The organism is Streptomyces rubrogriseus, assembly GCF_027947575.1.
In the GTDB taxonomy this organism is placed as follows: Bacteria; Actinomycetota; Actinomycetes; order Streptomycetales; family Streptomycetaceae; genus Streptomyces; species Streptomyces rubrogriseus.
The window spans coordinates 2772846-2796922 of sequence record NZ_CP116256.1; the positions used below are offsets into that span (position 1 = coordinate 2772846).

General features: G+C 71.5%; 34 protein-coding genes and 1 pseudogene. 26 read left to right on the plus strand and 9 right to left on the minus strand.

Annotated features, from left to right (window positions below):
* Positions 1-17 precede the first annotated feature (17 nt).
* Both Sru02f_RS12320 and Sru02f_RS12325 read left to right on the plus strand, forming a co-directional pair.
* Positions 18-773: a HipA family kinase gene (locus tag Sru02f_RS12320; RefSeq protein ID WP_109030048.1), complete on the plus strand. Its 756-nt coding sequence runs from the start codon at positions 18-20 to the stop codon at positions 771-773.
* On the plus strand, positions 770-1153 hold the full coding sequence (locus Sru02f_RS12325) for a DUF3037 domain-containing protein (RefSeq protein WP_109030049.1): 384 nt from the start codon (positions 770-772) through the stop codon (positions 1151-1153). Before Sru02f_RS12320 ends, Sru02f_RS12325 begins: the two co-directional genes overlap by 4 nt.
* 61 nt (positions 1154-1214) lie before the next feature.
* Here Sru02f_RS12325 and Sru02f_RS12330 read toward each other — a convergent pair whose 3' ends face one another.
* On the minus strand, positions 1215-1979 hold the full coding sequence (locus Sru02f_RS12330; protein ID WP_109030050.1) for a hypothetical protein: 765 nt from the start codon (positions 1977-1979) through the stop codon (positions 1215-1217).
* A gap of 266 nt (positions 1980-2245) precedes the next feature.
* Between Sru02f_RS12330 and fabG the strand changes: the two genes are divergently transcribed.
* The 5 genes from fabG to Sru02f_RS12355 all read left to right on the plus strand — a co-directional run bounded on the left by fabG (position 2246) and on the right by Sru02f_RS12355 (position 7043).
* Positions 2246-3007, plus strand: coding sequence for a 3-oxoacyl-ACP reductase FabG (gene fabG / locus Sru02f_RS12335; protein ID WP_109030051.1), 762 nt, complete (start codon positions 2246-2248; stop codon positions 3005-3007).
* A gap of 43 nt (positions 3008-3050) precedes the next feature.
* Positions 3051-3812, plus strand: a complete 762-nt coding sequence (locus tag Sru02f_RS12340) for an SDR family oxidoreductase (protein ID WP_109030052.1) — start codon at positions 3051-3053, stop codon at positions 3810-3812.
* A 208-nt stretch (positions 3813-4020) separates the two neighbouring features.
* The gene (locus Sru02f_RS12345) at positions 4021-5607 is read left to right on the plus strand and encodes an ABC transporter substrate-binding protein (protein ID WP_174855015.1); all 1587 of its coding nucleotides are present in this window, start codon (positions 4021-4023) and stop codon (positions 5605-5607) included.
* A gap of 73 nt (positions 5608-5680) precedes the next feature.
* The gene (gene ung, locus Sru02f_RS12350; protein WP_003977484.1) at positions 5681-6364 is read left to right on the plus strand and encodes a uracil-DNA glycosylase; all 684 of its coding nucleotides are present in this window, start codon (positions 5681-5683) and stop codon (positions 6362-6364) included.
* 127 nt (positions 6365-6491) lie between these two features.
* Positions 6492-7043, plus strand: coding sequence for a hypothetical protein (locus Sru02f_RS12355; RefSeq protein WP_109030054.1), 552 nt, complete (start codon positions 6492-6494; stop codon positions 7041-7043).
* Between the two features lie 48 nt (positions 7044-7091).
* Here Sru02f_RS12355 and Sru02f_RS12360 read toward each other — a convergent pair whose 3' ends face one another.
* From Sru02f_RS12360 to Sru02f_RS12370, 3 genes are all read right to left on the minus strand, one after another.
* Complete coding sequence (locus Sru02f_RS12360; protein WP_373103451.1) at positions 7092-7226, minus strand: hypothetical protein; 135 nt, start codon at positions 7224-7226, stop codon at positions 7092-7094.
* A gap of 474 nt (positions 7227-7700) precedes the next feature.
* On the minus strand, positions 7701-8213 hold the full coding sequence (locus Sru02f_RS12365) for a DinB family protein (RefSeq protein WP_109030056.1): 513 nt from the start codon (positions 8211-8213) through the stop codon (positions 7701-7703).
* Positions 8214-8255: 42 nt separating this feature from the next.
* On the minus strand, positions 8256-8876 hold the full coding sequence (locus tag Sru02f_RS12370; RefSeq protein WP_109030057.1) for a TetR/AcrR family transcriptional regulator: 621 nt from the start codon (positions 8874-8876) through the stop codon (positions 8256-8258).
* 102 nt (positions 8877-8978) lie between these two features.
* On the opposite strand from Sru02f_RS12370, the gene Sru02f_RS12375 reads away from it, so the two are divergent.
* Positions 8979-10169, plus strand: a complete 1191-nt coding sequence (locus Sru02f_RS12375) for an FAD-dependent monooxygenase (RefSeq protein WP_109030058.1) — start codon at positions 8979-8981, stop codon at positions 10167-10169.
* Between the two features lie 13 nt (positions 10170-10182).
* Complete coding sequence (locus Sru02f_RS12380; protein WP_109030059.1) at positions 10183-11088, plus strand: Gfo/Idh/MocA family protein; 906 nt, start codon at positions 10183-10185, stop codon at positions 11086-11088.
* Here the strand turns inward: Sru02f_RS12380 and lnt are convergent.
* Positions 11012-12586, minus strand: coding sequence for an apolipoprotein N-acyltransferase (gene lnt / locus Sru02f_RS12385; RefSeq protein ID WP_109030060.1), 1575 nt, complete (start codon positions 12584-12586; stop codon positions 11012-11014). The two genes, Sru02f_RS12380 and lnt, sit on opposite strands and share 77 nt — an antisense overlap.
* Positions 12587-12736: 150 nt before the next feature.
* Here lnt and Sru02f_RS12390 point away from each other — a divergent pair, with 150 nt between their 5' ends.
* A complete protein-coding gene (locus Sru02f_RS12390) occupies positions 12737-13477 on the plus strand; it encodes an SDR family NAD(P)-dependent oxidoreductase (protein WP_109030061.1) in 741 nt (246 codons plus the stop codon).
* Positions 13478-13556: 79 nt separating this feature from the next.
* Here Sru02f_RS12390 and Sru02f_RS12395 read toward each other — a convergent pair whose 3' ends face one another.
* From Sru02f_RS12395 to Sru02f_RS12410, 4 genes and pseudogenes are all read right to left on the minus strand, one after another.
* Positions 13557-13736 (minus strand): hypothetical protein, encoded by a 180-nt coding sequence (locus tag Sru02f_RS12395; RefSeq protein ID WP_052838833.1) that lies wholly within the window; start codon positions 13734-13736, stop codon positions 13557-13559.
* 63 nt (positions 13737-13799) lie between these two features.
* Positions 13800-13931 (minus strand): annotated as a pseudogene (locus Sru02f_RS12400) (undecaprenyl-diphosphatase); the annotation flags it as partial.
* A 5-nt stretch (positions 13932-13936) separates the two neighbouring features.
* Complete coding sequence (locus Sru02f_RS12405) at positions 13937-15331, minus strand: site-specific integrase (RefSeq protein WP_109030062.1); 1395 nt, start codon at positions 15329-15331, stop codon at positions 13937-13939.
* A gap of 418 nt (positions 15332-15749) precedes the next feature.
* Positions 15750-16193, minus strand: coding sequence for a hypothetical protein (locus Sru02f_RS12410; RefSeq protein WP_159107488.1), 444 nt, complete (start codon positions 16191-16193; stop codon positions 15750-15752).
* Between the two features lie 175 nt (positions 16194-16368).
* On the opposite strand from Sru02f_RS12410, the gene Sru02f_RS12415 reads away from it, so the two are divergent.
* The 16 genes from Sru02f_RS12415 to Sru02f_RS12490 all read left to right on the plus strand — a co-directional run bounded on the left by Sru02f_RS12415 (position 16369) and on the right by Sru02f_RS12490 (position 24075).
* Entirely contained in the window at positions 16369-16611 is a 243-nt protein-coding gene (locus tag Sru02f_RS12415; RefSeq protein WP_109030064.1) for a helix-turn-helix domain-containing protein, read from the plus strand.
* Positions 16612-16613: 2 nt separating this feature from the next.
* The gene (locus tag Sru02f_RS12420; RefSeq protein WP_109030065.1) at positions 16614-16901 is read left to right on the plus strand and encodes a hypothetical protein; all 288 of its coding nucleotides are present in this window, start codon (positions 16614-16616) and stop codon (positions 16899-16901) included.
* A 91-nt stretch (positions 16902-16992) separates the two neighbouring features.
* A complete protein-coding gene (locus Sru02f_RS12425) occupies positions 16993-17235 on the plus strand; it encodes a hypothetical protein (protein ID WP_109030066.1) in 243 nt (80 codons plus the stop codon).
* Positions 17232-17687: a hypothetical protein gene (locus Sru02f_RS12430; RefSeq protein WP_109030067.1), complete on the plus strand. Its 456-nt coding sequence runs from the start codon at positions 17232-17234 to the stop codon at positions 17685-17687. Before Sru02f_RS12425 ends, Sru02f_RS12430 begins: the two co-directional genes overlap by 4 nt.
* Positions 17687-17902 carry a hypothetical protein gene (locus Sru02f_RS12435; RefSeq protein ID WP_109030068.1) on the plus strand — a complete coding sequence of 72 codons (216 nt, stop codon included), beginning with the start codon at positions 17687-17689 and terminating at the stop codon, positions 17900-17902. The genes Sru02f_RS12430 and Sru02f_RS12435 overlap by 1 nt, the downstream gene beginning before the upstream one ends.
* Positions 17902-18150: a hypothetical protein gene (locus tag Sru02f_RS12440; protein ID WP_109030069.1), complete on the plus strand. Its 249-nt coding sequence runs from the start codon at positions 17902-17904 to the stop codon at positions 18148-18150. Before Sru02f_RS12435 ends, Sru02f_RS12440 begins: the two co-directional genes overlap by 1 nt.
* Positions 18150-18413 (plus strand): phiSA1p31-related protein, encoded by a 264-nt coding sequence (locus tag Sru02f_RS12445; protein ID WP_109030070.1) that lies wholly within the window; start codon positions 18150-18152, stop codon positions 18411-18413. The genes Sru02f_RS12440 and Sru02f_RS12445 overlap by 1 nt, the downstream gene beginning before the upstream one ends.
* Complete coding sequence (locus Sru02f_RS12450; protein ID WP_109030071.1) at positions 18410-18622, plus strand: hypothetical protein; 213 nt, start codon at positions 18410-18412, stop codon at positions 18620-18622. The genes Sru02f_RS12445 and Sru02f_RS12450 overlap by 4 nt, the downstream gene beginning before the upstream one ends.
* Positions 18619-19095, plus strand: coding sequence for a hypothetical protein (locus tag Sru02f_RS12455; RefSeq protein ID WP_109030072.1), 477 nt, complete (start codon positions 18619-18621; stop codon positions 19093-19095). The genes Sru02f_RS12450 and Sru02f_RS12455 overlap by 4 nt, the downstream gene beginning before the upstream one ends.
* A 112-nt stretch (positions 19096-19207) precedes the next feature.
* Positions 19208-20098, plus strand: coding sequence for a hypothetical protein (locus Sru02f_RS12460; protein ID WP_109030073.1), 891 nt, complete (start codon positions 19208-19210; stop codon positions 20096-20098).
* Positions 20099-20117: 19 nt separating this feature from the next.
* The gene (locus Sru02f_RS12465) at positions 20118-20246 is read left to right on the plus strand and encodes a hypothetical protein (protein WP_280524878.1); all 129 of its coding nucleotides are present in this window, start codon (positions 20118-20120) and stop codon (positions 20244-20246) included.
* Positions 20246-21373, plus strand: a complete 1128-nt coding sequence (locus Sru02f_RS12470) for a DNA polymerase III subunit beta (RefSeq protein WP_109030074.1) — start codon at positions 20246-20248, stop codon at positions 21371-21373. The genes Sru02f_RS12465 and Sru02f_RS12470 overlap by 1 nt, the downstream gene beginning before the upstream one ends.
* A 247-nt stretch (positions 21374-21620) precedes the next feature.
* Positions 21621-21809, plus strand: coding sequence for a SlyX family protein (locus Sru02f_RS12475; RefSeq protein WP_109030075.1), 189 nt, complete (start codon positions 21621-21623; stop codon positions 21807-21809).
* Positions 21806-22660 carry a PD-(D/E)XK nuclease-like domain-containing protein gene (locus tag Sru02f_RS12480; protein WP_109030076.1) on the plus strand — a complete coding sequence of 285 codons (855 nt, stop codon included), beginning with the start codon at positions 21806-21808 and terminating at the stop codon, positions 22658-22660. The genes Sru02f_RS12475 and Sru02f_RS12480 overlap by 4 nt, the downstream gene beginning before the upstream one ends.
* The gene (locus Sru02f_RS12485) at positions 22657-23514 is read left to right on the plus strand and encodes a hypothetical protein (protein ID WP_109030077.1); all 858 of its coding nucleotides are present in this window, start codon (positions 22657-22659) and stop codon (positions 23512-23514) included. Before Sru02f_RS12480 ends, Sru02f_RS12485 begins: the two co-directional genes overlap by 4 nt.
* A gap of 69 nt (positions 23515-23583) precedes the next feature.
* Positions 23584-24075, plus strand: a complete 492-nt coding sequence (locus tag Sru02f_RS12490) for a hypothetical protein (protein ID WP_109030078.1) — start codon at positions 23584-23586, stop codon at positions 24073-24075.
* Positions 24076-24077: the final 2 nt, after the last annotated feature.

Here is a 24077-nt window from a genome sequence, read left to right on the forward strand (position 1 = left end):
ACGGGTGGCCGGCACAAGTGTTGAGAGAGGTCCTCGCGACCCGCTACATCACGCCGTTGCGTGAGGGCGGCTCGCTGCCGGGGCTCGTCGAGGCCGACGACCTCGGCACGTACGTCCTGAAGTTCACCGGCGCGGGCCAGGGCCGAAAGACGCTCGTCGCCGAGGTGGTCTGCGGCGAACTCGCCCGCCGGCTGGGCTTCCGGGTGCCGCGGCTGGTGACCGTCGACGTCGACCCGGTGCTCGGGCTCGGCGAGCCCGACCAGCAGGTGCAGGAACTGCTCAAGTCCAGCGGCGGCACCAACCTGGGCATGGGCTTCCTCTCCGGCGCGCTCGGCTTCGACCCGCTCGCCTTCGAGGTGAGCGCGGCGGAGGCCGGACGGATCGTCTGGTTCGACGCGCTGGTCAACAACGTCGACCGCTCCTGGCGCAACCCCAACCTGCTGCGCCTGCGCGGCGAGACGTGGCTCATCGACCACGGCGCCACCATGATCTGGCACCACAACTGGCCCGCCGCCGAGGCATCCGCCGCCCGCCCCTACGACGCCGCCGACCACGCCCTCGCACGCTTCGCGCCGGACGTCGGCTCGGCCGCCGCCGCGCTCGCACCGCTGGTCACCGATGAACTCCTCGCCGAGGTCACCGGCGAGATCCCGGACGTCTGGCTGCGGGACGAACCCGGCTTCGCCACACCCGACGACCTGCGCCGCGCCTACGCCGGGCCGCTGCTCGCCCGGGCCGCCACGATCCACGAACGCGTCAAGGGGGTGCGGTGAGCGACCGCCATGTCTTCGAGTACGCGCTGCTGCGCGTCGTGCCGCGCGTCGAGCGCGGGGAGTGCGTCAACGCCGGCGTGCTCGTCTACTGCCGTGCCAAGTCCTACGTCGGTGCCCGCACCCACCTCGACGAGGACCGGCTGCTGGCCCTGGACCCGCGGGTGGACCTGCCCGGGGTGCGCGCGGCGCTGCGTGCCGTGGAGGGCGTGTGCGCCGGAGGGGACGCGGCCGGCCAGGCGGCCGAGGACGACCCCGGCCGCCGGTTCCGCTGGCTGATCGCGCCCCGATCGACCGTCGTCCAGCCGGGCCCCGTCCACACCGGCCTCACGGCCGACCCGGCGGCCGAGACGGAACGGCTTCTCGAGCTGCTGGTGCGGTAGCGGCGGGGCCCGCCCGGACGTCCGGCTCGCGCTGCCCGGCTCGCGCTGCCCGGGCCGTGCGTCAGACGCGTCGGCGGCGCCTGATCACGTAGCCCGTCGCGAGCGCGGCGCCGGTGACGAAGCTCAGGCCGATGCCGATGTCCCAGTCGCTGGGACCGGTGCCCGAGGCGCCGCCGAGGCCGCCCTGTGTGCCGAGCGTCGGCGTCACGGCCGGGGAGGCCACGGGCGCCGGTGTGGTGACGACCGGCGCCGGGGCCGGCGCCGTGGTGGCCGGACGCGGCATGGAGGTGGCGGAGATCGTCGGGAGCTGGTCCCGGCCCGGACGGGCCGCGCCGCCCGCGCCGTCGTCCACCTCCCGGATCCCGCCCTGGTCGAACGGACCCTGGCCGGCGGAGTGCGACTGACCGGGCCGGTCCTGGCCGGTCCGGCCCTCGTCGAGGCGGCCCTCGTCGGGCCGGCTCTGGCCGGGTCCGCCTCCGTCGGGGCCGTTCCCGTCCGGTCGGGCCTGGTCCGGTCCGCTTCCGTCGGGCAGGCCTCCGTCGAGGCGCCCGTCGTCGGCTCCGTCCCAATCGAGCCGGCCGCCGTCGGTCCTGACCTCGTCCGGTGGGGCCTCGGCGGACGGGTCTTCGTACTCCGAGTCCGGGCGCAGCGGGTCCGGGCTGCCCGGACCCTCCTCCAGCCCGATCGTCACCGCTTCCTGGTAGGTGAAGCTCCGGCAGTCCGGCTCCAGGCTCGCGGTGAGGTCCTGGGCGGGTGCGGGGTCGGCCAGCGGCACGATCGCGGCGATCGCGACTGCTATGCCTGCTGCACCGGTTCGACGGCGCATGGACGCCTCCTTTCCGGCCACGGGTGGCTCGCGCTTCGACGCTAGGGGCCGGGCGGCCGGGCGGCCCGCAGCGCTGGGCCGATCGGGCGACCGAGGGGGAACGGCGCGGGGCGGGGACCAGGTAATGGATCACACCGGCCCGGTGTCCCGTTGACACCGGGTGCCAGGGCTTCTAGCGTCACGTCTGCGGAAGGTACTAAGCGGTCGCTCACCGCAGGGCGCACGCTCCGCACGGGCCGCATCCCCAGGACGAGGAGAAGCAGCGAATGTCCACCACTGAGCAGCGGGTCGCCGTAGTCACCGGAGCCGCGCGCGGCATCGGCGCCGCCACCGCCGTACGACTGGCCGCCGAGGGCCGCGCCGTCGCCGTCATCGACCTCGACGAGGCCGCCTGCAAGGACACCGTGGAGAAGATCACCGCGGCCGGCGGCAAGGCGATCGCGGTCGGCTGCGACGTCTCCGACGAGGCACAGGTCGAGGCGGCCGTCGCGCGCATCGCCGAGGAGCTGGGCGCGCCGACGATCCTCGTCAACAACGCGGGCGTGCTGCGCGACAACCTCCTGTTCAAGATGAGCGTCTCCGACTGGGACACCGTCATGAACGTGCACCTGCGCGGCGCCTTCCTGATGACGAAGGCCTGCCAGAAGCACATGGTGGACGCCAAGTTCGGCCGGGTCGTCAACCTGTCCTCCTCCTCCGCCCTCGGCAACCGCGGCCAGGTCAACTACGCCGCCGCCAAGGCCGGTCTCCAGGGCTTCACCAAGACCCTCGCCAAGGAGCTGGGCAAGTTCGGCGTGACCGCCAACGCCGTCGCCCCCGGCTTCATCGCCACCGAGATGACGAAGGCCACCGCCGACCGCGTCGGCATGGGCTTCGACGACTTCAAGGCCGCCGCCGCCACCCAGATCCCGGTCGCGCGCGTGGGCGAGCCCGACGACATCGCCAACGCCATCGCCTTCTTCACCGGCGAGGCCGCCGGCTTCGTCTCCGGCCAGGTCCTGTACGTGGCCGGCGGACCGCTCGACTAGGGAAGACGGAACACGGAGACCAGGAACGGTTGGGAACACTGACATGACTGAACTGCCCGAGCCCTCCGGCAAGGTCGCGCTCGTCACCGGCGCGAGCCGCGGCATCGGCTACGGCGTCGCCGAGGCGCTCGTCGCGCGCGGCGACCGGGTCTGCATCACCGGCCGCAACGAGGACGCGCTGAAGGAGGCCGTCGACCGGCTCGGCCCCGACCGGGTCATCGGCGTCGCCGGCAAGGCGCACGACGAGGCCCACCAGGCCGTCGCCGTCGAGCGCGTGATGGAGGCCTTCGGCCGGGTCGACTTCCTGGTCAACAACGCCGGTACCAACCCGGTGTTCGGCCCGATCGCCGACCTGGACCTGAACGTGGCGCGCAAGGTCTTCGAGACCAACGTGATCTCGGCGCTCGGCTTCGCCCAGCGCACCTGGCACGCCTGGCAGAAGGACAACGGCGGCGCGATCGTCAACATCGCCTCCGTCGCGGGCCTCTCACCCTCGCCCTTCATCGCCGCGTACGGCGTGAGCAAGGCCGCGCTGATCAACCTCACCGCGCAGTTGGCGCACGAGTTCGCACCCCGGGTGCGGGTCAACGCGATCGCCCCGGCGGTCGTGAAGACCAAGTTCGCCGCCGCCCTGTACGAGGGGCGTGAGGAGGAGGCCGCCTCGGGCTACCCGCTGGGCCGGCTCGGCGTGCCCTCCGACATCGGGGGCGCCGCCGAGTTCCTCACGTCGGAGCAGTCCGCCTGGGTCACGGGTCAGACGCTCGTCGTCGACGGCGGCATCTTCCTGAACGCCGGCGTGGCCTGATCTCGCCCACCAGGACCCCTCGAGATCGCCCCCGGCCACGGGCGCCGTTGACGAAAACGGCGCCCGTGTCCGCGTATCGGAACCCGGTGCACGATGACAACGTAGTCATCGCCAAATGATCAAAACCCCTGTTCAGAAGGGGGTTCAGGGGGCGTGGCGCTGCGGTATGGTCTGCCGACCTTGGTACGGCGGATCGAGGAGCGTGCGCGTGTTCAACCGGAAGCGGGGCCTGCGGCGGGTCGCGGCCATCGTGTCCATATCGTCACTGGTCACCGGATGCGGCATCCTGTCCTCCGACGGTCCGGAGGACGAGGAGCCGATCGTCGTCGGGACGACCAGCGCCCCCAGCACCCTCGATCCGGCCGCTTCCTGGGACGGCTCGTGGGAGCTGTTCCGGAACATCTACCAGACGCTGCTCAGTTACCCGAGCGGTGCCACCGCGCCGCAGCCCGACGCCGCCGAGCAGTGCACGTTCACCGACACCTCGAACCGGGTGTACCGCTGCGAGCTGCGCGAGGGCCTGACCTTCTCCAACGGCGACGCCCTCGACGCCCAGGCCGTCAAGTACTCGATCGACCGGATCAGGGACATCGACGTCAACGGTGGACCGGCCGGCCTGCTCGGCAGCCTCGAACGGGTCCAGGCGCCCAGCGAACGCGAGGTCGTCTTCCACCTCAACAAGCCCGACGCCACCTTCCCGTTCGTGCTCGCCACGCCCGCCATGTCGATCGTCGCCCCCGGCGACTACCCCGCGGACGCCCTGCGGGAAGGCAGCGGCGTCGTGGGCTCGGGCCCGTACACGCTCAAGTCCTACGAGGACGGCGAGCGGGCCGAACTCGTGCGCAACGACCGCTACAAGGGATTCGCCGAACGGCAGAACAAGGCGGTGACCGTCCGCTACTTCAAGGACTCCGCCGGCATGGTGAAGGCGCTGCGCGACGGGGACATCCAGGTGACCTACCGAGGCCTCGCGGCCGACGACGTCATCACACTCCAGGGCAAGGAGGGCAAGGAGGAGGGCCTCCAGCTGGTCGAGGGCACCGGTACGGAGATCAGCTACCTCGTCTTCAACCCAGAGGACCCCTGGGCGGGGCGCAAGGAAGTGCGCCAGGCCGTCGCGCAGGTGATCGACCGGACGGTGATCGCCCACAAGATCTACCAGGACACCGTCGACCCGCTGTACTCGATGGTCCCCAAGGGCCTCACCGGCCACACCACGGGCTTCTTCGACGACTACGGCGACCCCAGCGTCCCCAAGGCCCGCGAGATCCTCCGGGACGCCGACATCACCGAGCCGGTCCCGCTCACCCTCTGGTACACCACCGACCGCTACGGCTCCGAGACGGCCAAGGAGTTCGAGGAGATCAAGCGGCAGCTCGACGCCTCCGGGCTGTTCGACGTCACTCTCGAGAGCCGTCCCTGGAAGACGTACGTCGCCGGATACCAGAAGGGCGAGTACCCGGTGTTCGGACGTGGCTGGTCCCCGGACTTCCCGGACGCGGAGAACTTCATCGCGCCCTTCGTCGGGGAGCAGAACGCGCTCGGCACGCCGTACCTCACCCCGAAGATCACCGGCGATCTGCTGCCGCGCTCCCGCCGGGAGAGCGACCGCGCCAACGTGGAGCGGGAGTTCGAGCAGGCGCAGCAGATCATGGTGAACGACGCGCGGTTGCTGCCGCTGTGGCAGGGCAAGCAGTACGTGGCCGCCAGCACGGACATCTCGGGCGCGGAGCAGGCCCTGGACCCGTCGACGATCATGATGATGTGGCAGCTCCAGCGGAAGACGAGCTGGTAGCCGCTCCCGTTGTCAGTGGTCGGCGGTAGGTTCTTGGGCACTGGAAGCCACCGCACAGCGTAAGGAAGTTGACGTGACCGACATCGCCATGCTGCCCGAGTCCTGGCGCGAGGTGCTGGGCGGCGAGCTGCAGCAGCCCTACTTCAAGGAGCTGATGGAGTTCGTCGAGGAGGAGCGGGCGAACGGCCCCGTCTACCCGCCGCGCGAGGAGGTCTTCGCCGCGCTGGACGCCACGCCCTTCGACCGGGTGAAGGTCCTGGTCCTCGGCCAGGACCCGTACCACGGCGAGGGCCAGGGGCACGGGCTGTGCTTCTCGGTCCGGCCGGGGGTGAAGGTCCCGCCGTCCCTGCGGAACATCTACAAGGAGATGCACGCGGAGCTGGACACCCCGATCCCGGACAACGGCTATCTGATGCCGTGGGCGGAGCAGGGCGTCCTGCTGCTCAACGCGGTGCTCACGGTCCGGGCCGGCGAGGCGAACTCGCACAAGTCCCGCGGCTGGGAGCTGTTCACCGACGCGGTGATCCGCGCGGTGGCCGCCCGGACCGACCCCGCGGTGTTCGTGCTGTGGGGCAACTACGCGCAGAAGAAGCTGCCGCTGATCGACGAGGCGCGGCACGTCGTGGTCAAGGGGGCGCATCCCTCGCCGCTGTCCGCGAAGAAGTTCTTCGGCTCCCGCCCCTTCACGCAGATCAACGAGGCGGTCGCCGGACAGGGCCACGAGCCGATCGACTGGACCATTCCGAACCTGGGCTGAGCCGGGCCCGGCGCTCGGGCCGGTCCGTCACCGGCCGGCCCGCGCACACCCCGGTGCCGCCTGACCGGGAAAGCGGGCGCGTGCGGTTAGCGTCGTCGGGACACCCGACGAGGGCACGGAGGACGCGGTGGCGAAGGGACAGGAGCAGGCGGCGCCGGATGCCGTGCTGACGCGGATCGGCCAGGTCGCCATGCTGCACCACGCGGGCGACCGCGAGGAGGCCCGGCACCGCTTCCTCGCCCTGTGGGCGGAGATCGGCGAGCACGGCGACGCCCTGCACCGCTGCACGCTGGCCCACTACCTGGCCGACACCCAGGACGACCCGCAGGAGGAACTGGCCTGGGACCTGAGGGCGTTGTCGGCTGCCGAGGAACTGACGGGGGACCCGCCCGGCGGCCGGCACGAGGGCACGCCCGCCGCCCGCGCCCTCTACCCCTCGCTCCACCTGAACCTGGCCGCCGACTACGACCGGCTCGGACACCGCGAGGCGGCCCGGCTGCACCTGAGACACGCCCGTGCCGCCGCCGAGACCCTCGCCCCCGGGCGGTACGGAGAGGGCGTACGCGCCTCGATCGACCGGCTGGAGCTGCGCCTGCACGGCACCGGCCGGGACGCCGACGGGCCCGGCCGTCCCGACGGCCCCCAGGGGCGAGGGCGACCGCCGCGGCAGCGGCCCTAGGTCCGGTCCCGGCCCGGCGCCCGGCCGGTCACCAGGGTACGGCCGGGTTCAGCGGCCGTACGCGTCCTCGCAGATGCGGGCCTCGGGGCTGCCCGGCCGCCAGCCGCCGTACTGCTTGCCGAGGGAGCACACGTCCGCCTTCCCGCCGGTGCCCTCGCCGGACCCGCCGGGCAGTTCGGGCACCCGGGGCCGGGGGTCGCGGGCGCACGGGTGTGCTCGGGGGCCGCGGGAGCGGCGGGCCGCCGCTCGGTGGCACCGGCGGCCGGAAGCCGGTGCCGCGCGGCCGGGGGCGCCGGGGCCTTCGTCCGGCGGGGTTCTCCGGTGGCGTGCTCCGGGGTCGGGGAGGGCCCGATCATCTCCAGCGCCTCCCGGGCCGGGGCCTGCACCACCCGCGGCTCGGCCGGGCCGTCCGGACGTGGTGCGGACGAGCGGGCGCCGACCGTGGACGGGTCGGCCGCGGCCGGGCCCCGGACCGTCGTACAGCCGGTCAGGGCCGAGACAGCCACGGTCACGAGAAGCGTTGCGGTGGTCGTCGTTCGATGCACCCGCGCCACTCTGCTGGTTCGGGCGTCACGACCGGCGCCGGACAAGCGCAGGTTGCCCCGCACGGGTGATCTCCGGCCCCGTACGGAGTCCCGTGGGCGGCCCGGGGTGACGTCAGTCGCCCGTCGCGCCGTCCAGGCGTTCGCGGATCAGGTCCGCGTGCCCGTTGTGACGCGCGTACTCCTCGGTCATGTGGGTGTGGATCCAGCGCAGGGTGTAGCGCTCGCCGGTGCGCAGGTGCTTGCCCCGGGTCGGTTCGTCCAGGGGGACACCGGTCGCGTTGCGGCGGGCCGCCTCGATCTCGGCCTGCCAGGTGGCGCGGGCCTCGGCGAAGGTGTCCGCCCCGGTGAGCCGGAACTCGCCGTCCGGGTCCTCGTCGGAGTAGTAGATCGGGCCCGCGTCCTCCGCCGCCAGCACCCTGCGGTACCAGCTGCGCTCCACCTCCGCCATGTGCCGGACGAGTCCCATCAGGGACAACGTCGACGGCGCGACGGCGGCCGTCCGCAACTGCTCGTCGGTGAGCCCCTCGCACTTCCAGGCGAGGGTCCGCCGGTGGTATTCGAGCCAGCCCTCCAGCATGGTGCGTTCGTCGGCGTCGACGGCGGGTTCGTGGCGTTCGGTCGTCATGGCGGCATCCTCGCTCAGAACGGCGGGTCCCACCAGGAGTTTTCAGCGGTCCGGCACGCCGCCCAGCATGCCCGCGAGAAGCTCCCGCAGTCCCGACCGCACCTCCTCGGGGCCCGGCACCTCGGCGTGGAAGGTCCCGGCCACGCAACTGAACATCAGGCCGTCCGCCCAGGCGACCAGCGTCAGCACGTGCCGGGCCGGGTCGGCGGAGCCCATCGCGGTGACGAGGGCGCCCAGTTGCTCCCGGAACCGGGCACCCGCGGCGTCGAAGTGCGCCCGCAGTTCCGGGCGGCGCGTGGCCTCCAGCGCCAGTTCGTACCGGGCCAGGGTCAGCGCACGGTTACGGGTCAGCGCCCGGTGCGTCGCCAGCGCCAGCGCGTCCACCAGGGCGTCCAGGCCGGCCCGCGGGTCGGGCATCTCGTGCAGCGCCAGCACCCGGGCCTCCCGGTCGGCCAGCCGCCGCACCGCCAGCTCCAGCAGCGCCTGCCGGGTCCGCGCGACGTTGGAGGTGGAGCCCTGGGGGAGCCCCGCCGTCTCGTCGACCGCCCGGTGCGTGAGCCCGCGCATCCCGCGCTCCGCGAGCAGGGCCAGCGCCGCGTCGGCGACCAGGCCGGCCCGGGAGGCGCCCGCCGAGGGGCCGGGGGGTGCGGTGTGTGCGGACATGGAGATCAACCTACCCCTCTCACTACGGCTGTAGTACGGTCGGCGGCAGCTGTTACTACATCTGTAGTGCACCTCGCGTCGAGGAGAGGGTCGGGGAGAGCCATGACACGCACGAGGAGCGCCGTCGTGATCGGCGGCGGCATCGGCGGCCTGACCGCGGCGGCCGCCCTGCACCGGAACGGCCTCCGGGTCACCGTCCTGGAACGGGCCCCCTCGCTCCGGCCGATCGGCGCGGCCATCTCGCTGTCGCCCAACGCCCTGCGCGCCCTGGACGTGATCGGCCTCGGCGACGAGGTCCGCGACCTCGCCGCCTGGCAGGGCGACGGAGGGCTGCGCACCCCCGGCGGGCGCTGGCTCTCCCGCTCCAGTGCCGAGGCGGCCGCGGCACGCTTCGGCGGTCCGCTGGTGCTGCTCCACCGCTCCACCCTCGTCGAACGCCTGGCCGCGCTGCTGCCGCCGGACGCCGTCCGCACCGGCGCGGACGCGCAGCTCGCCGACCCGGGCGACGACGACCGTCCGGCCAGGGTGCGCACGCCGGACGGCGAGCTGGAGGCCGACCTGGTCGTCGCGGCCGACGGCATCCACTCCGCCGTGCGCCGCGCGCTCTTCCCGGACCACCCGGGCCCGGTCTACTCCGGCTTCACCACCTGGCGGCTGGTGATCCCCGTCCCCGGCGTCGGGTTCGCCTCCCACGAGACCTGGGGCCGGGGCCGTATCTGGGGCACGCATCCGCTCAAGGACGGCCGGGTGTACGCCTACGCCGCCGCCGTCACCCCGGCCGCGGGGCACGCGGCCGACGAGCGGGCCGAGCTGCTGCACCGCTACGGCGACTGGCACGACCCGATCCCCGCCGTCCTCGCGGCCGCCCGCCCCGAGGACGTCCTGCGCCACGACGTGCACCACATCGCCGAGCCGCTGCCGGCCTACCACCGTGGCCGGGTCGCCCTCCTCGGGGACGCGGCGCACGCCATGCCGCCCAACCTCGGCCAGGGCGGCAACCAGGCCGTCGAGGACGCGGTCGTGCTCGCCCACCACAACCAGGACCTCGCCGCCTACACGGCCGCCCGGCTGCCCCGCACCACCGCGATCGCCCGGCAGGCCGTCAAGGTGGCCCGCCTCAACCTGATGAGCAACCGCGCCGGGATCGCGGTCCGCGACGCCGCGATCCTCGCCCTGTCCAAGGCCGGACCCGCCCTGTTCCTGCGCGGCTTCGACGGCATCGCCGACTGGCGGCCCCCGCAGCCCCCGTATGCTTCCCGGCGGACCCAGGTCGGCGAGCGTTACGAGCGTTAGAGGAGCACATCCCGTGAAGGTCGGCTGCATCGGACTCGGCGACATCGCGCAGAAGGCCTACCTGCCGGTGCTCGCCGCCCTCCCCGGGATCGAACTGCACCTGCAGACCCGCACCCCCGCCACCCTCACCCGGGTCGGGGACAAGCTGCGCATCCCGTCGGCGCAGCGCCACGCCGACCTCGACGCGCTCCTCGCCCAGGGCCTGGACGCCGCCTTCGTGCACGCGCCGACGGCCGCCCACCCCGAGATCGTGACCCGGCTGCTGGAGGCGGGCGTACCCACCTACGTCGACAAGCCGCTCGCCTACGAACTGGCCGACTCCGAACGCCTGGTGACCCTCGCCGAGGAGCGCGGCACCAGCCTCGCCGTCGGCTTCAACCGGCGCCACGCGCCCGGGTACGCGCAGTGCGCCGAGCACCCGCGCGAGCTGATCCTCATGCAGAAGAACCGCACCGGACTGCCCGAGGACCCGCGCACGATGATCCTCGACGACTTCATCCACGTCGTCGACACGCTGAGGTTCCTGGTGCCCGGGCCGGTCGACGACGTGACCGTGCGCGCCCGCGCCGAGGACGGCCTGCTCCACCACGTCGTGCTCCAGCTCGCCGGGGACGGCTTCACCGCGCTCGGTGTGATGAACCGGCTCAGCGGCTCGGCCGAGGAGATCCTGGAGGTCTCGGGCCAGGACACCAAGCGCCAGGTGGTCAACCTCGCCGAGGTGATCGACCACAAGGGCCAGCCGACCGTGCGGCGGCGCGGCGACTGGGTCCCGGTGGCCCGGCAGCGCGGCATCGAGCAGGCGGTGCTCGCCTTCCTGGACGCGGTGCGCTCCGGCGAGGTGCTCAGTGCCCGGGACGCGCTGGCGACCCATGAGCTGTGCGAGCGGGTGGTCCGGGCCGTGCTGGACGGTTCCGCCTGAGCCGCGCCGTCCGTACGCCCTCGGCGGCGCCCCAGGCCGCGAGGGCCCCCAGCGCCGCGTACACCGTCCAGTCGCCGTAGCGGACGTAGGGCGTGGTGCCGTGGGTGACGGGGACCTCGTACACCCGTGGCGTGCTCGCGTCGGTGCCGAGCCAGGAGCCGATCCGGGCGCCGTTCGCGTCGTAGACGGCGGAGACGCCGGTCAGCGTCGCGTGCACCATCGGCCGGCCGGTCTCGGCGGCACGCAGCGCGGCGAGCGAGGCGTGCTGCTCGGGCGCCCAGGTGTGCTGGAAGGTCGAGGTCGAGGACTGGGCGACCAGTACCTCCGCGCCGTCGGCGACCAGGCTGCGGCTCATGTCGGGGAACGCGCTCTCGAAGCAGACCATCGGCCCGATCCGCAGGCCGTCGCCGACGTCCATCACCACCTGCTCGGTGCCCTGCCTGCGGTCCTCGCCCGCCGCCTTGCCGACGGAGGTGGCCCAGCCGAGCAGCGAACGGAACGGCACGTACTCACCGAAGGGGACCAGCCGCATCTTGTCGTACCGGTCGCCGGTCGGGCCCTCGGGGCCGACGAGCACCGAGCTCTTGTAGATGCCGGGTTTGTCGGAGCGCCGCGCGTCCACGTTGACCAGGAGGTCCGCGCCGGTCTCCCGGGACAGCGCGGCCAGCCGCCGGGCGAGGTCCGGCCGGTCGTCCAGGTCGAAGCCGACGCTGCTCTCGCCCCAGACGATCAGGTCGAGGTCCCGGTCCGCGAGCCGCCGGGTGAGCTGCTCCTCGCGGTCGAACCGCCGGTCGGCGCTGTCCGCGCCGGCGACCACGCCGGGCTGCACCACGGCGATCGCGGCCCGCTCGTCGGTGTCGGGGCGCGGCGACCAGACCCAGGCCGCCGAGGTGGCCGCGGCCGTGGCGACGAGCCCGGCCAGGGCCGGTACCCTCGCCCGGCGCACGGCGACGAGGACGGCGAGGGCGACGTTGACGGCGACCACCAGGAAGCTGAGCAGCCACACGCCGCCCACCGAGGCCAGCCGCAGCGCCGGGGCCACCTGCCACTGACTGGCGCCGAGCATCCCCCAGGGGCCGCCCAGTCCCTGCCAGGAGCGGACCAGCTCCGCCAGCAGCCAGCCCGACGGCAGGACGACGAGCGCCGCGGCGACCCGGCCGGAGGAGGGCGTCCCGCCCAGGGTCCGGTGCACCAGCCAGCCCCACGGGACCCACAGCGCGCCGAGCAGCACGGCGATGACGAAGGTGAAGACGTGCAGGTTGGGCAGCAGCCAGTGGTGCATGGCCAGCACGAACCCGAACCCGCCGCACCACCCGTCGTACGCCGCCCGCTTCCCGCCCGGCGCGGTCCGGGCCAGCAGGATCCAGGGGACCAGCGCGAACCAGGCCCACCACCACAGGGTCGGGCCGGGGAAGGCCAGCACGGGCAGGGCCCCGACGAGCACGGCGACGGCCGAGCGCCGCCACGGGGAGGCGAGCCAGTGGTCGAGCGTCTTCATGGACTCCTCCCTACCGATGATCCCTACCCGTTGGTTCCCCCAGTGTGCCCACGCGACGAGGGCGAATTCAGTTGATCACACCGAAGCCTGTTCGGCGCGTAACACCTCACCTAGGATGATCGATGATCGATCAAAACGTGGAGGTACCTCATGGCACGGCCCATCACGGTGGTCACCGGCGGCAGCCGGGGGATCGGAGCGGCGACCTGTCTGCGCCTCGCGGCGGACGGCCACGACGTCGTCGTGGGCTACGCGCGCGACTCGACGGCCGCCGAGACGGTCGTGGCAGGGGTGCGCGACGCGGGCGGCCGGGGAGTCGCGGTGCGCGCGGACACGTCCGTCGAGGCCGAGGTCGAGCGGCTCTTCGACGTGGCGGAGGAGCGGCTGGGTCCGGTCACGGGGCTGGTCAACAACGCGGCCGTGACCGGCCCGCTGGGACGGCTCGCCGACAGCGACACCGCGGACCTGCGCCGGGTCCTCGACGTCAATCTGCTGGGCGTGCTGCTGTGCGCCCGGCGGGCGGCGCGCCTGATGACGCCGCGGGGGAGCGGTGCGATCGTGAACGTGTCGTCGGGTGCCGCGACCCTCGGCAGCCCGGGGGAGTACGTGCACTACGCGGCGAGCAAGGCCGGTGTCGACGCGCTGACACTGGGCCTGGCCAAGGAACTCGGCCCGGACGGGATCCGGGTCAACGCCGTCGCACCCGGGGTGATCGACACCGAGATGCACGCGGCGGCGGGCGACGCCGGCCGGGCGGCGCGGATGGGGGCGGCGGTGCCGATGGGGCGTGCGGGCCGGGCGGAGGAGATCGCCGCGGCGATCTCCTGGCTGCTGTCGCCCGAGGCGTCGTACACGACGGGGACGGTGCTCCGGGTGGCGGGCGGACGCTGACCGAAGCCGGGGACGGGGCCGTCCGCGCGGCGGGCCGTCCGCGCGGCGGGGCGGCCCCGCGGCGGGGCCGCCCCGCGGCTCAGGCCGCCTCGATGACCTCGCCGCGGATCGCGGTCGCCCACTCGACCACCAGCAGCTCGTACTCCACGCGCTCCTGCGCGGACAGGGTCCCGCCCGCGCGCCGCCACAGCGCGCGGATCTGATCGTTCAGTTCCGCGGCGGACCGCACGGAACCAGGCGTCACGTAATCGGGGGACATGCCGACAAGCCTAGGGGCAAGCACTGACACTGCGCTACCGGACGGCTACACAAGCGGTTCGCCTCAGCCGGCGGACTCCGCGGCGTGCGGGCTGAGTACCCCCGCCGCCACCAGGGCGATGATGACGACGCCGAGCGCGATGCGGTACCAGACGAACGGCATGAAGCTCTTGGTGGAGATGAACTTCATGAACCAGTACATCAGTCGGCACTCTCGGCCGCTGTGACCTGCCGCTTCCACCACCCGGCAAGGCCCTCTGGGAGAGAACTGGGAGAACCTGGCGACTTCTCCCACTCGGTCTCCCGAACGAAGCGCAAAAACCGCTCCTGCAACGAATCCATCATCCGCTGCTCCATCGCCGTTGTCACGTTCGCGTACAGACCCTCAACTCCCGCCACCTCGTGACCCATGCGCGTCTCGACCGCGATCCGCGAGTGCTCGCCACCCGCTTCGTCGATCCACTCCTTCGCCCCGTGCCGCAGCAGGTACAGCCGCTTGCTGGCGTAGGCGGTTTTGGGCAGCGCAGGGACAGGCCGGCGTGAGGTGACCTTCTGGGGCTGCCCGAGCCGGATCCTCTCGAACTCCGGTGACGCGTCACGACCGTCGGCGATGGGCCGCCAGTAGTGGTAGGTGAAGTTCGCGTTCGCCAGCAGCCCGCCCGCGATCGACCGGAACACGTACTCGCCGTCGTGGCTGTCGACGAGTAGCTCCAGCAGCTCCGCCAGGAACGGCGGCACGACCAACGTCCGCCTGCTCTCGTACTTCGGCGGGAACAGCTTCAGCGCACCCTTCTCCCGCTGATGCTGCCACTGCACGCGGATCGCCGGCATCAGGTCGGTCCCGTACCGCTTGAGGTCGTCGGCGTGCCGCTCCTGGCGGTCCTCCTCGTCCGGGTCGTCCAGCGGGTCGCAGGCGGGCCAGGCGGGGTGGCAGTAGACGCGGCGCAGCGCGTACAGCTCGGCGGGCCGCATGCCGGTGCAGGCCATCGTCCACACGAAGACGAAGCCGTCCAGGCCCCAGAAGGCGAGCGCGTTGCAGGCGAGCTGGTGGACGTCCTCGATGCGCATCTCGCGCTTCCGCTCGCGCGGCTTCTTCTTGTACCGGCCGCGGCGCTGCTTCTTCCCCTTGGGCACCGGGGACGTCTTGCGGAGCTCGTCGCCGACGGCGTCGTCCATGAGCATGGAGAAGACGGTGAGGATCTCCTCCCCGTACTTGTCGCCCACGTTGGGCAGTGCTGTGAGCTGCTTCTTCCAGGCCCGGTAGGTGGACGGCTGGATGTCGGCGATGGCGGTCTCGCCCCACCGCGGCACGATGTACAGCCGCAGCATGGACCGGATGGCCTTGTCCCGCAGGTGCCCGACGTCGAGGGTGTCGACCCAGGTCTTCGCGTATCCGCCGACGGTGGTGGCGCCGTCGCGGCGGGAGATGTAGTCGTCGTTGCGGATCTCGGCTTCTCGGTCGAGGCCGTAGTTCTTGGCTACGGTCTCGTCGGTGAAGCCGCCCTTCTGGTCATAGATCCACTTGCCGCGGTCGTCTTTCTGTCGCGTGTTCCAGACGACTCTGCAGGTGTTCCCGCGCCACTCGGTGTAGGCCATGTTCTGCCCCTTGGGTGCTGGTGCGGGTGGCCGGCTGGCACCCCTGCCGCCGGCCCCGCCGCTGCGGCTGCGCTACGTGTGCTGGCCGATGATGCAGGCCTTGCACGAGGCGCAGTCGCCTCCTTGACGCTTGATCAGGTCGGAGACGGTGCGTCGTGCTTGTGCATCGTGCTCGACCCGAGGCGTCGCAACACACACGATTCTCCCAGCTATTCGACCTTGGAAGCCGTAGAAGCCGGGTCCGAGGTCGAGCATGAGCATGTCGTGCATGGGCTCCCCCTTTCGGGTGAGAGGGAACCTCCCAAGTACTAGGCGATGCTGCCATGCTGACGAACGGTTGTGACCGGGTTCGCCCTAAGTGACGACAGTTCAATAGGTAACGAAACGATAAACGGAAATGGTTGTACGAACAGGGCGATCAATCGCGGTCAATTCCGCGCTTTTCCCAGCGTTCGAGCACCTTCTCCACTACCTGCCGCTTCAGCTCACGGATCTCAGCGGCCGTCATGGTGTCACTGATCGCAACCGCCGCGTCCTGTACGACGTCCCCGACATCCTCTGCGAGATCCTCGGCGCGGACCGGTGAGAACACGGCCGCTGGGGTGGCGGGTTCGACAAGGGTGGCCGCAGTGGCCCCGCCCAGGATGTCGAGGCAACTGCCCGCCGCCCACTCCAGAACGGGCTCGATCTTCGTGTACGTGGTCTCTCGCACCGGCAGGCCGTCTTCGACCTTGCTGTAGGTGTTCACCTGCAGCCCGGCCCGCCGAGCGACGTCGACTTTGTGCAGCTTGAGTTCGGATCGTCGCTTAATGATCAGGCTTGCGAGCCTCTGAAGTGCATCTTCGTCATGTCGGGGTGCCATGCGCCACATCATCGCAGGACCACGTAGGAACAGCTAGGAACACCTGCGTTTCTGTCCTGAATCGCAACCCGGCTACGCGCGGAAGCGATCACATGACTGCGCGTATCTACGAGTTCACGCATGTTACTACGAGGTAGCGGTAGCGAAGGCTCGTAGAAACACGTAGATTCTCTTCATGGAAAGACCCCCAGCCACCTACCAGGTGCACGGTCCGTCCCTGCGTAAGCGGCGGATGGCCCAAGGCCTCACAGTCCAGGAAGCCGCCGACAAGGCCGGCATCTCCCGCAGCTACCTCCAGCGGCTGGAAACAGGCATCCGGGAGCGGATGGGGCCCAAGCGCTACACCCGGCTCCGCACAGCCCTCAACGCGACAGACGCCCAGCTCTGTCCACCCCACATACCCTCTGAAGGAAGGTGACCATGTCCACCCCCAACGTCACCCCCATCGACGTCGACTCGATGATGCGCCGTGACGGCTACGTCAAGCCCAAGGAAGCAGCCCGCGCCCTCGGTTGCGGTGAGCGGTGGCTGCTCGACGGCCTCAACAAGCACGGCTTCCCCCACACCCGCATGGGCCGCGCCAAGTGGCTCAACGAGGACCACATCCGGGAGATCCGCTCCCTGTGCGAGGTGCCGGCCGACCGCGCCAAGATCTCGCGCCTTCGCCGCGCCTCGACCAAGCCGAGGCCCGCCCGCGCCGCTGCCTGACCGGCAACGCAAAGAGGCCGCCGCGACCCGCTAAGCCCGCGACGACCTCACGCTCCACCCCATCCAGAGCACGCAACGAAAGGGGCTTCACGTGCCTCGATCTTCTCAGACCCCGCCGCCCGGCAGCGCGCATTACCGCCTGCTGGCCCTGCTCGACCGCTACAGCGACCCGCAGGGGAAGCTCGACGCCTACCTCGCCGAGAAGCTGCGCACGATCGTGGACACGATCGAGGCGGTCAACCCCGACCGCAGCGAGGACTTCTCCGAGGGCGTCGACTGGACGCTCGACCGCCTCCGCTCGCTGATCGGCGACCTGTCCGGCGGTGCCCGATGAGCGCGCGCGTCGAGTCCTCCGCCCGTCTGTCTCCGGAGCGCGAGGCCGAGATCGCAGCCCGTGCGGAAGCTGCCACCCCGGGGCCGTGGGAGGCCAACGCAGAGTACGGCGCCCACTTCTACGCCTATCTGGGCGGTCCGTACCTCCTCGGTGTCGGCACACTCAACTTCGGTGAGGGCAGTGCCGCCGAGGCCGACAAGGCACTCACCGTCAACGCCCGCGAGGACATCCGACAACTCCTCGCCGAGCTGGCCGCGGTCCGCGCCGAACGCGACCAGGCAGAGACGCGGGTGCGGAAGCAGATCGCCGACGACCTGCACCGGGCCGAATTGCCGTCGTTCCCTCGTGACGAGAGCCCCGAACTGGCGGCCAAGACAGTCCGATCCGTCGATGTCCGTATCGCCAACTGGGGCGACACCGCTGCGTACTGGGTGCCGAAGGACGGTGCCTGATGGACGCCGACACCTTCAACGCCCTGTTCAAGGTCGGTACTCCGGTCCGGGTGTTCCCGAACACCCGCGAGGACGGATCGCGGATCACCCGCACCCGCACGCCCGCCGTCCAGGTGATGCACGGTCTCGCCGTCGTCCACGTCGACGGCATCCGCTGCGCCTTCAACACCCGATACGTCGACATCCTGCCCGACAACTATCCCGTGGAGGCGTGATGGCTGCCGACATCTACGGCGCGCTCACCGTCGACCTGAACGACGCCCCAATCCGCACCGAGACCGGCCGCGACCTGTTCGGCAAGCCCATGGCCCGCCTCGTCATCGGCGAGAACTACCGGACCATCGCGATCACCGTGTCCAACTCCACCCCGGCGAAGGTCGCCGAACTCGCCGAAGCCGCCGCCCAGCTCGCTGCCTGCGCCGAACAGATGGCCCGCCTCGCCAGCCTCCCGGAGGTGGCGTGATGACCACCTACCTGCATGACGGCGTCCGCTTCGACCTGACCGTCACCCACACCGATGTGACCGGCGTCGAGTGGCAGTGGTCCGGCGCCTGGAACGAGGCCGGCGAACCGCTGATGGGGGCGACGGAGCAGGGCAGCAGCATCTTCCTGCCGCCGCTGATCTCCCTGCCCGACCTGTACCTGTGGCACGGGCCGCTCATCCCCACCCCGCGCAAGGCCACCGCCAACATCTACCGACGCGTCCTCAGGCAGGCCGCAGCATGACCGGCCCGGTCCCGTCCCGCCTGTCGCCCACGGCGGGGCTGGTCAACGCCATGGCCCGCCTCTACATCCGCCGCGCTGTCCCGTTCATCGCCATCCAGGAACAGCAGCTCGACGAAGCCCGCAACGAACGAGCACGACTCCGCACCGCGGCCAGCTTCCGCGAATCACGAGCAGCCGGCTACATCGACGACGACCTGGAGGGGCCGTGAGCATCGCCCAGGACTTCCGTACCCGAGCCAAGCACCGCGGCCTCACCCCGTGGCAGCTGATCCAGAAGATCGGCCGGCTCGAGCGCGAGGCCGACAACCGCACCTGCCTGATGGTCGAGATGGCCACCCAGATCGACGAGCTGACCGCCGAACGCAACCAGCTCGAGGAGCAGCTCGACACGGCGGCGATCGACCTGTCGACCGCACTCGACGACCTGCGGATCTCCCGCCAGGAAACCGCCCGCACCCAGGACGCCCTCACCGCGACGCAGGCGCAGCTCGCCAACGCGACCGCCGTCAGTGACCTGCCGCAGAACGTCGCCACCCAGCCCATCCCGATCGTCGACCGATTCGGCAACGGCCCCGTCATCCGGATCGGCGCCTCGCCGCTCGCCACCACCGACCCCGTCCAGGTCCCGGCCACCTGGACGCGCGACGCCGACGAGGACACGGAGCCGCTCCCGGCCGCCTAGACCGCCGCCCCGCCGGCCGAGACAGGTTGGCCGGGCGGCGCACCACGCAAGAACCCCCCGGACGCTCGTATCGCCCGGGGGATCCCACCCAAGCATCCCATGGAGGGATCCCGTGACCACCACAACCGCCGCCGAGAGGGTCGCCGCCCTGCGCGACGAGTACGCCCGGCTCGGCGAAAACGTCGACCACCTCACCGACCTGGACCTGCTCAACGAGTACGCGGAGCGGGCCGAGCGGGACCGCATCAACACCAACGACCGCTACATGCGGCTCCTCACCGAGCAGCGCCACTACGGCGACCGAGTGCGCCAGGCCGCGGTCCGTGAGATGACGGACCGGGTCGATCAGGTCGCAGCCCATGCCGTGCAGCGGCGAGCGAGTCACCTGGACCGCATCTTCTCCGCGGTCGACGTGCTGCCTGAGCGGGCCAACGCCGAGCGTGTGCAGGCCCTGAAGCGGATCGTCGCCGACACACGTCACTCGCTGTCCCTCTATGAGGGGGCCGACCCGGCGAAGGAGTGGCGGCCCGACGACAACGCTGCACTCGTCCACGCTGCCCGCGGTGTTGTGGGTGTTCTCCGTGGCAAGCCGGCCGTGTCTGCCGAGGACGTGATCCGGCTCGTGGGGGAGGCGCTGACCCCGAACGGCAACCTGCGTGATCTGTTCGACGTGGCGCACGCTACCCCGATCAAGCGGCAGCAGCCCGTCTTCGTCGACGACAACTGGGCCGAGATGGGCGGCGGCAGCTACTGGGCCTTCGAGCCGGCAGGCAGCCGGTACCGGGTCGTCGCCTACAGCCAGGGCGACACCTGGTGGATCGACCTTCAGGGCCCGACCGGTGCCCTCATTGCGGCTGGTGAGGCCACCGAGGGCGAGGTCGCCGCGACCGCCGCCGCGCTCGTAGAGCAGGCGCCCGATCTGGCCGCTTCCGGGCTGCGGCCCTGGCAGTGCTGGAAGCGCGTCACCGCCACCACGACGACTTCTGCGGCAACGGCCGCCTGACCCTCACCAGGAGATTCCCATGGACGAAATGACGCTGTTCCCGCTGTCCGCCCTGCAGACCGAGGGCTACGCCCAGCCGGAGCCCCGCAACACCGACGACGACGTGGCTGACGCCGAGTCGGTCGACGAGACGGCGCAGGCCGCCTGATGAAGATCCGCATCGACCAGAAGACGCTGGCGGGCGCGGCACGTGCCGCACACCGCCGGCTCCCCAACAATCCCCTGCAACCCGTCCTCGGTGGTCTGCTGCTGGAAACCGACGGCGACTCCGTCACCGTGTCCGGGTTCGACTACGAGACCGCCACCCGCGCCACCCTGGCCGCCGATGTCCTCGAGACCGGAAAGGCCCTCGTGTCGGGCCGGCTGCTCGCCGACGTGACCGCGGCCATGCCCGCCGGGCCCGTCGATGTGGTGGTGGATGAGCGGGAGCTGACCGTGTCAGCGCCCGGCACCACCTTCACCCTGCCGACGATGAGCCGCCGCGACTACCCGGCCCTGCCCGAAGCGCCCGCCGCCGCCGGCACCGTGGACGGCGACGCGCTGGCCGCCGCCGTCGTCCACGCCGCCCAGGCCTCAATGCCCGACAAGGAAGCCGTCGGCAACCTCGAAGGCTTCCTCGGCGTACACGTCGCAGCCGACGGCAACCAGCTCACCGTTTCCGCGTCGGACCGGTACCGGATCGTCCGGCACCGCATCCCGTGGACCCCCGACGGAGAGACCGACGGCTCCCTGCTCGTGCCCGCCGCCCACCTGGCCGCCACCGTCAAGCAGCTGGCCGGCGGCCCGGTACGGATCTCCTTCACCAACAACATCACCGTCGCCTGCCTGGCCAGCGACACGCTAACCGTCACCAGCCGCACCGTCGCCGCCCCCTTCCCCAACATCGAAGGCTTCTTCCCCGACCCGGGCAAGGCCGTCGGCTGGATGCGCGGCGACGCCGCCGAGCTGCTGGAAGCCGTGCAGCGGGCGGCACTCGTCAACGACAAGCCCGAGCAGGCGATCACCCTCACCTTCGGCCGCGGCCAGGTCACCGTGGCGGGCGGCGCGGAGGGCTCCAAGGGCGCCTCCCGCATCGACGCCGAAACCGTCGACCTCGACGGGTTCACCGCCGGCTACCGGCCCGGCTTCCTCGGCTCCCTCCTCGCCCCCATCACCGGCGCCGTCCAGGTGTGGTTCACCACCCCCAACAAGCCGGTGCTCATCCAGCCCGTCGACGAGAACGGCGCCGCCACCGACCACTACCGGGCCGTGTGCATGCCCGTCCGCCTCAAGTAGCCCCACAACCCCATACCGGCCGCGTCGGGCGATCCCCATGCTCCGCGGCATCCCAGGCCGGGCGTCCCGGGCCTCCCCCTCCCGGGACGCCCGGCCACCACCTAGCACATCCTCAGGAGCGTCACATGAGCACCGAAAGCACCACAAAACCCGCCGCGCCACTCCGGTGTCGGAACTGCGGCGACGAAGACGGACCGTTCGTACCCGGCACCGGCCTCTGCGAGGGCTGCGCGGACGGAGGCGGCCGATGAGCACCGTCGACGAGCTGGAGACCCAGATCGCCGCCCTCGAAGAAGAGATCGACGGCCTGAACGACCAGGTCCACGACCTCACCGAAGAACGGGATGACCTCAAGCGGGAGAACACCGAACTCGCCGAACGGCTGGACACCGCCAAGGACATCGCCAACGACCTCACCCGGGAGCTGAACCAGTGACCGCCGCCGTCGAGGTCGAGGCGCCGAAGGTCGTCGACGGGCTCTCTGCCGAGGCCTACCACGCGGACCGCACGTCGATCTCCTCGTCCGGGCTCCGCGCCCTCTTGACCCCGGGCTGCCCCGCCCAGTTCAAGTACGACCGCGACCACCCCCAGGCGCCGAAGAAGGAGTTCGACCTCGGTCACGCCGCCCACCTGTACGTGCTGGGGGAGGGCCCCGAGCTTGAGGTCATCGACTTCCCGGACTGGCGGAAGAAGGACGCCCAGATCCAGCGCGACGAGGCCTACCTCGCGGGCAAAGTGCCGCTGCTCACCAAGGACCACGACATGGTCCAGGCGATGGCCGACGCCATCCGCCAGCACCCGATAGCCGGGCCGCTGTTCACGCCCGGCAGTGGCGTCGCCGAACAGTCGATCTACTGGACTGACCCGGAGACCGGCGTCCGCTGCCGCATCCGCCCGGACTGGCGACGCGGCCCGATCATCGTCGACTACAAGACGATCAAGGACGCATCGCCCGACACCATCAGCCGCGCCATCAAGGACCGGTCGTACCACCAGCAGGACGCCCTCTACATCGACGGCGTCGAAGCCGCCGGGCTCGCACCCGACGGCGCCCGATTCGTCTTCGTCTTCCAGTCCAAGATCGCGCCCTACCTGGTCACCGTCCGCGAACTCGTCGACCAAGACCGCGACATCGGCCGCGCCCGCAACCAGCGCGCCCTCCGGATCTACGCCGACTGCGTCACCAACGACCACTGGCCCGACTGGACCGGGCCCGTCACCGAAATCCCCCAGATCGGCATGCCGACCTGGGACACCATCCGCCAAGCCGAGGAGTACCTGCAGTGACCAGCAACGAGATCGCCACCCGCGCCGAAGAGACGGACGCCGTCTCCACCTACCTCGCCGCCGACCCGCCCACCGAGTCGGAGCTGGAGGCGTGGGCCCGCGACGCCATCGCCATCTCCCAGATCTCGGCGAACATCGCCACCACCAGCCTGGCCGGCGCCTACCGCGGTAAGCCGGACGAGGTCACCGCCGTGATCCTCGCCGGACACGAGCTGGGCATCCAGCCGATGACCTCCCTGAAGTCCATCGACGTCATCCAGGGCCAGCCCGCCCTCCGGGCGCACGCCATGCGCGGCCTGCTGCAGGCCAAGGGCCACGAGATCGAGCTCGTGGAAGCCGACGACGACCACTGTGTGATGCGAGGCCGCCGCAAGGGCGCCGACGCGTGGCAGACGGTGGTCTGGGACATCGAGCGCGCCCGGCTGATGGGGCTGCTCGGCAAGGACCAGTGGAAGAAGCAGCGCAAGACGATGCTGATCAACCGGGCCACCGGTGAGATCTGCCGACTCGTCGCCTCGGACGCGCTGCACGGCATGCCCTACGCGGCCGAGGAGCTCGACGGCTACGCCCACGGCGAGGTCGTCCAGCCGAAGCGGGCCCCGCTGTCCGTCGCCTCCCTTACGGCCCCCGCAGCGGCGCCCGAGCCGCAGCAGGCGGCTTCGGACGTGGTGGACGTCGACACCGACGACGAGCACGCCGCCGCCGTCCAGGAGTTGCGGGCTTTCGGCAGCGAGCGGGGCATCGCCGACGACATCGACCAGCTCGCCTACGAGGCCCTCGGCGCGCCGCTGGAGCACGTCGGCGTCGCCGCCATCCGCGACCTCACCGCCAAGCTCCGCAACGCCGCGGCCTGACCATCCACGACGGCCGCCCCGCCCGCCGCAAACAGGCGGGGCCCCGGCCAGAACAGGAGACCACACCACATGCCGATCAACCACCGTGCCGAGGCCGAGAGGCTCCTCGCCTCCGCCGACACCTCCATCGCCGCAGCCCTCGAGGCCACGCTGCCGCTCGCCGACCAGCAGCACGCCGCCGTACTCACCGGCATCATCACCAACCGGGCCCTCGGCCACGCAATGCTCGCCCAGGGCGAGACCGCCGCCGCAGACGTCAGCGCCCACCGCGCCGCCCTCATCGGCTGGCGCAACGTCGTCTCCCACGCCGTCGCCTGGAACCTGTCGTTCGCCGAAACCGACGAGCAGCACGAGCCGTGGCTGGAGCTCGCCCACCAGCTCGAGCGGGCCGGCCTCGACATCACCGCCGACGTCGACGCCATCACCCCGCAGTACGGCAAGGACCCGCGCGCCGTGTGGAAGCCGCCCACCGTGCAGCGCGAAGACCACCTGCGCTGGTGCGCCGAGATGCCCACCCCGTGGTCCGACCCGGCCGCCTCCCAGAACGCCACCGAGCAGTAGCC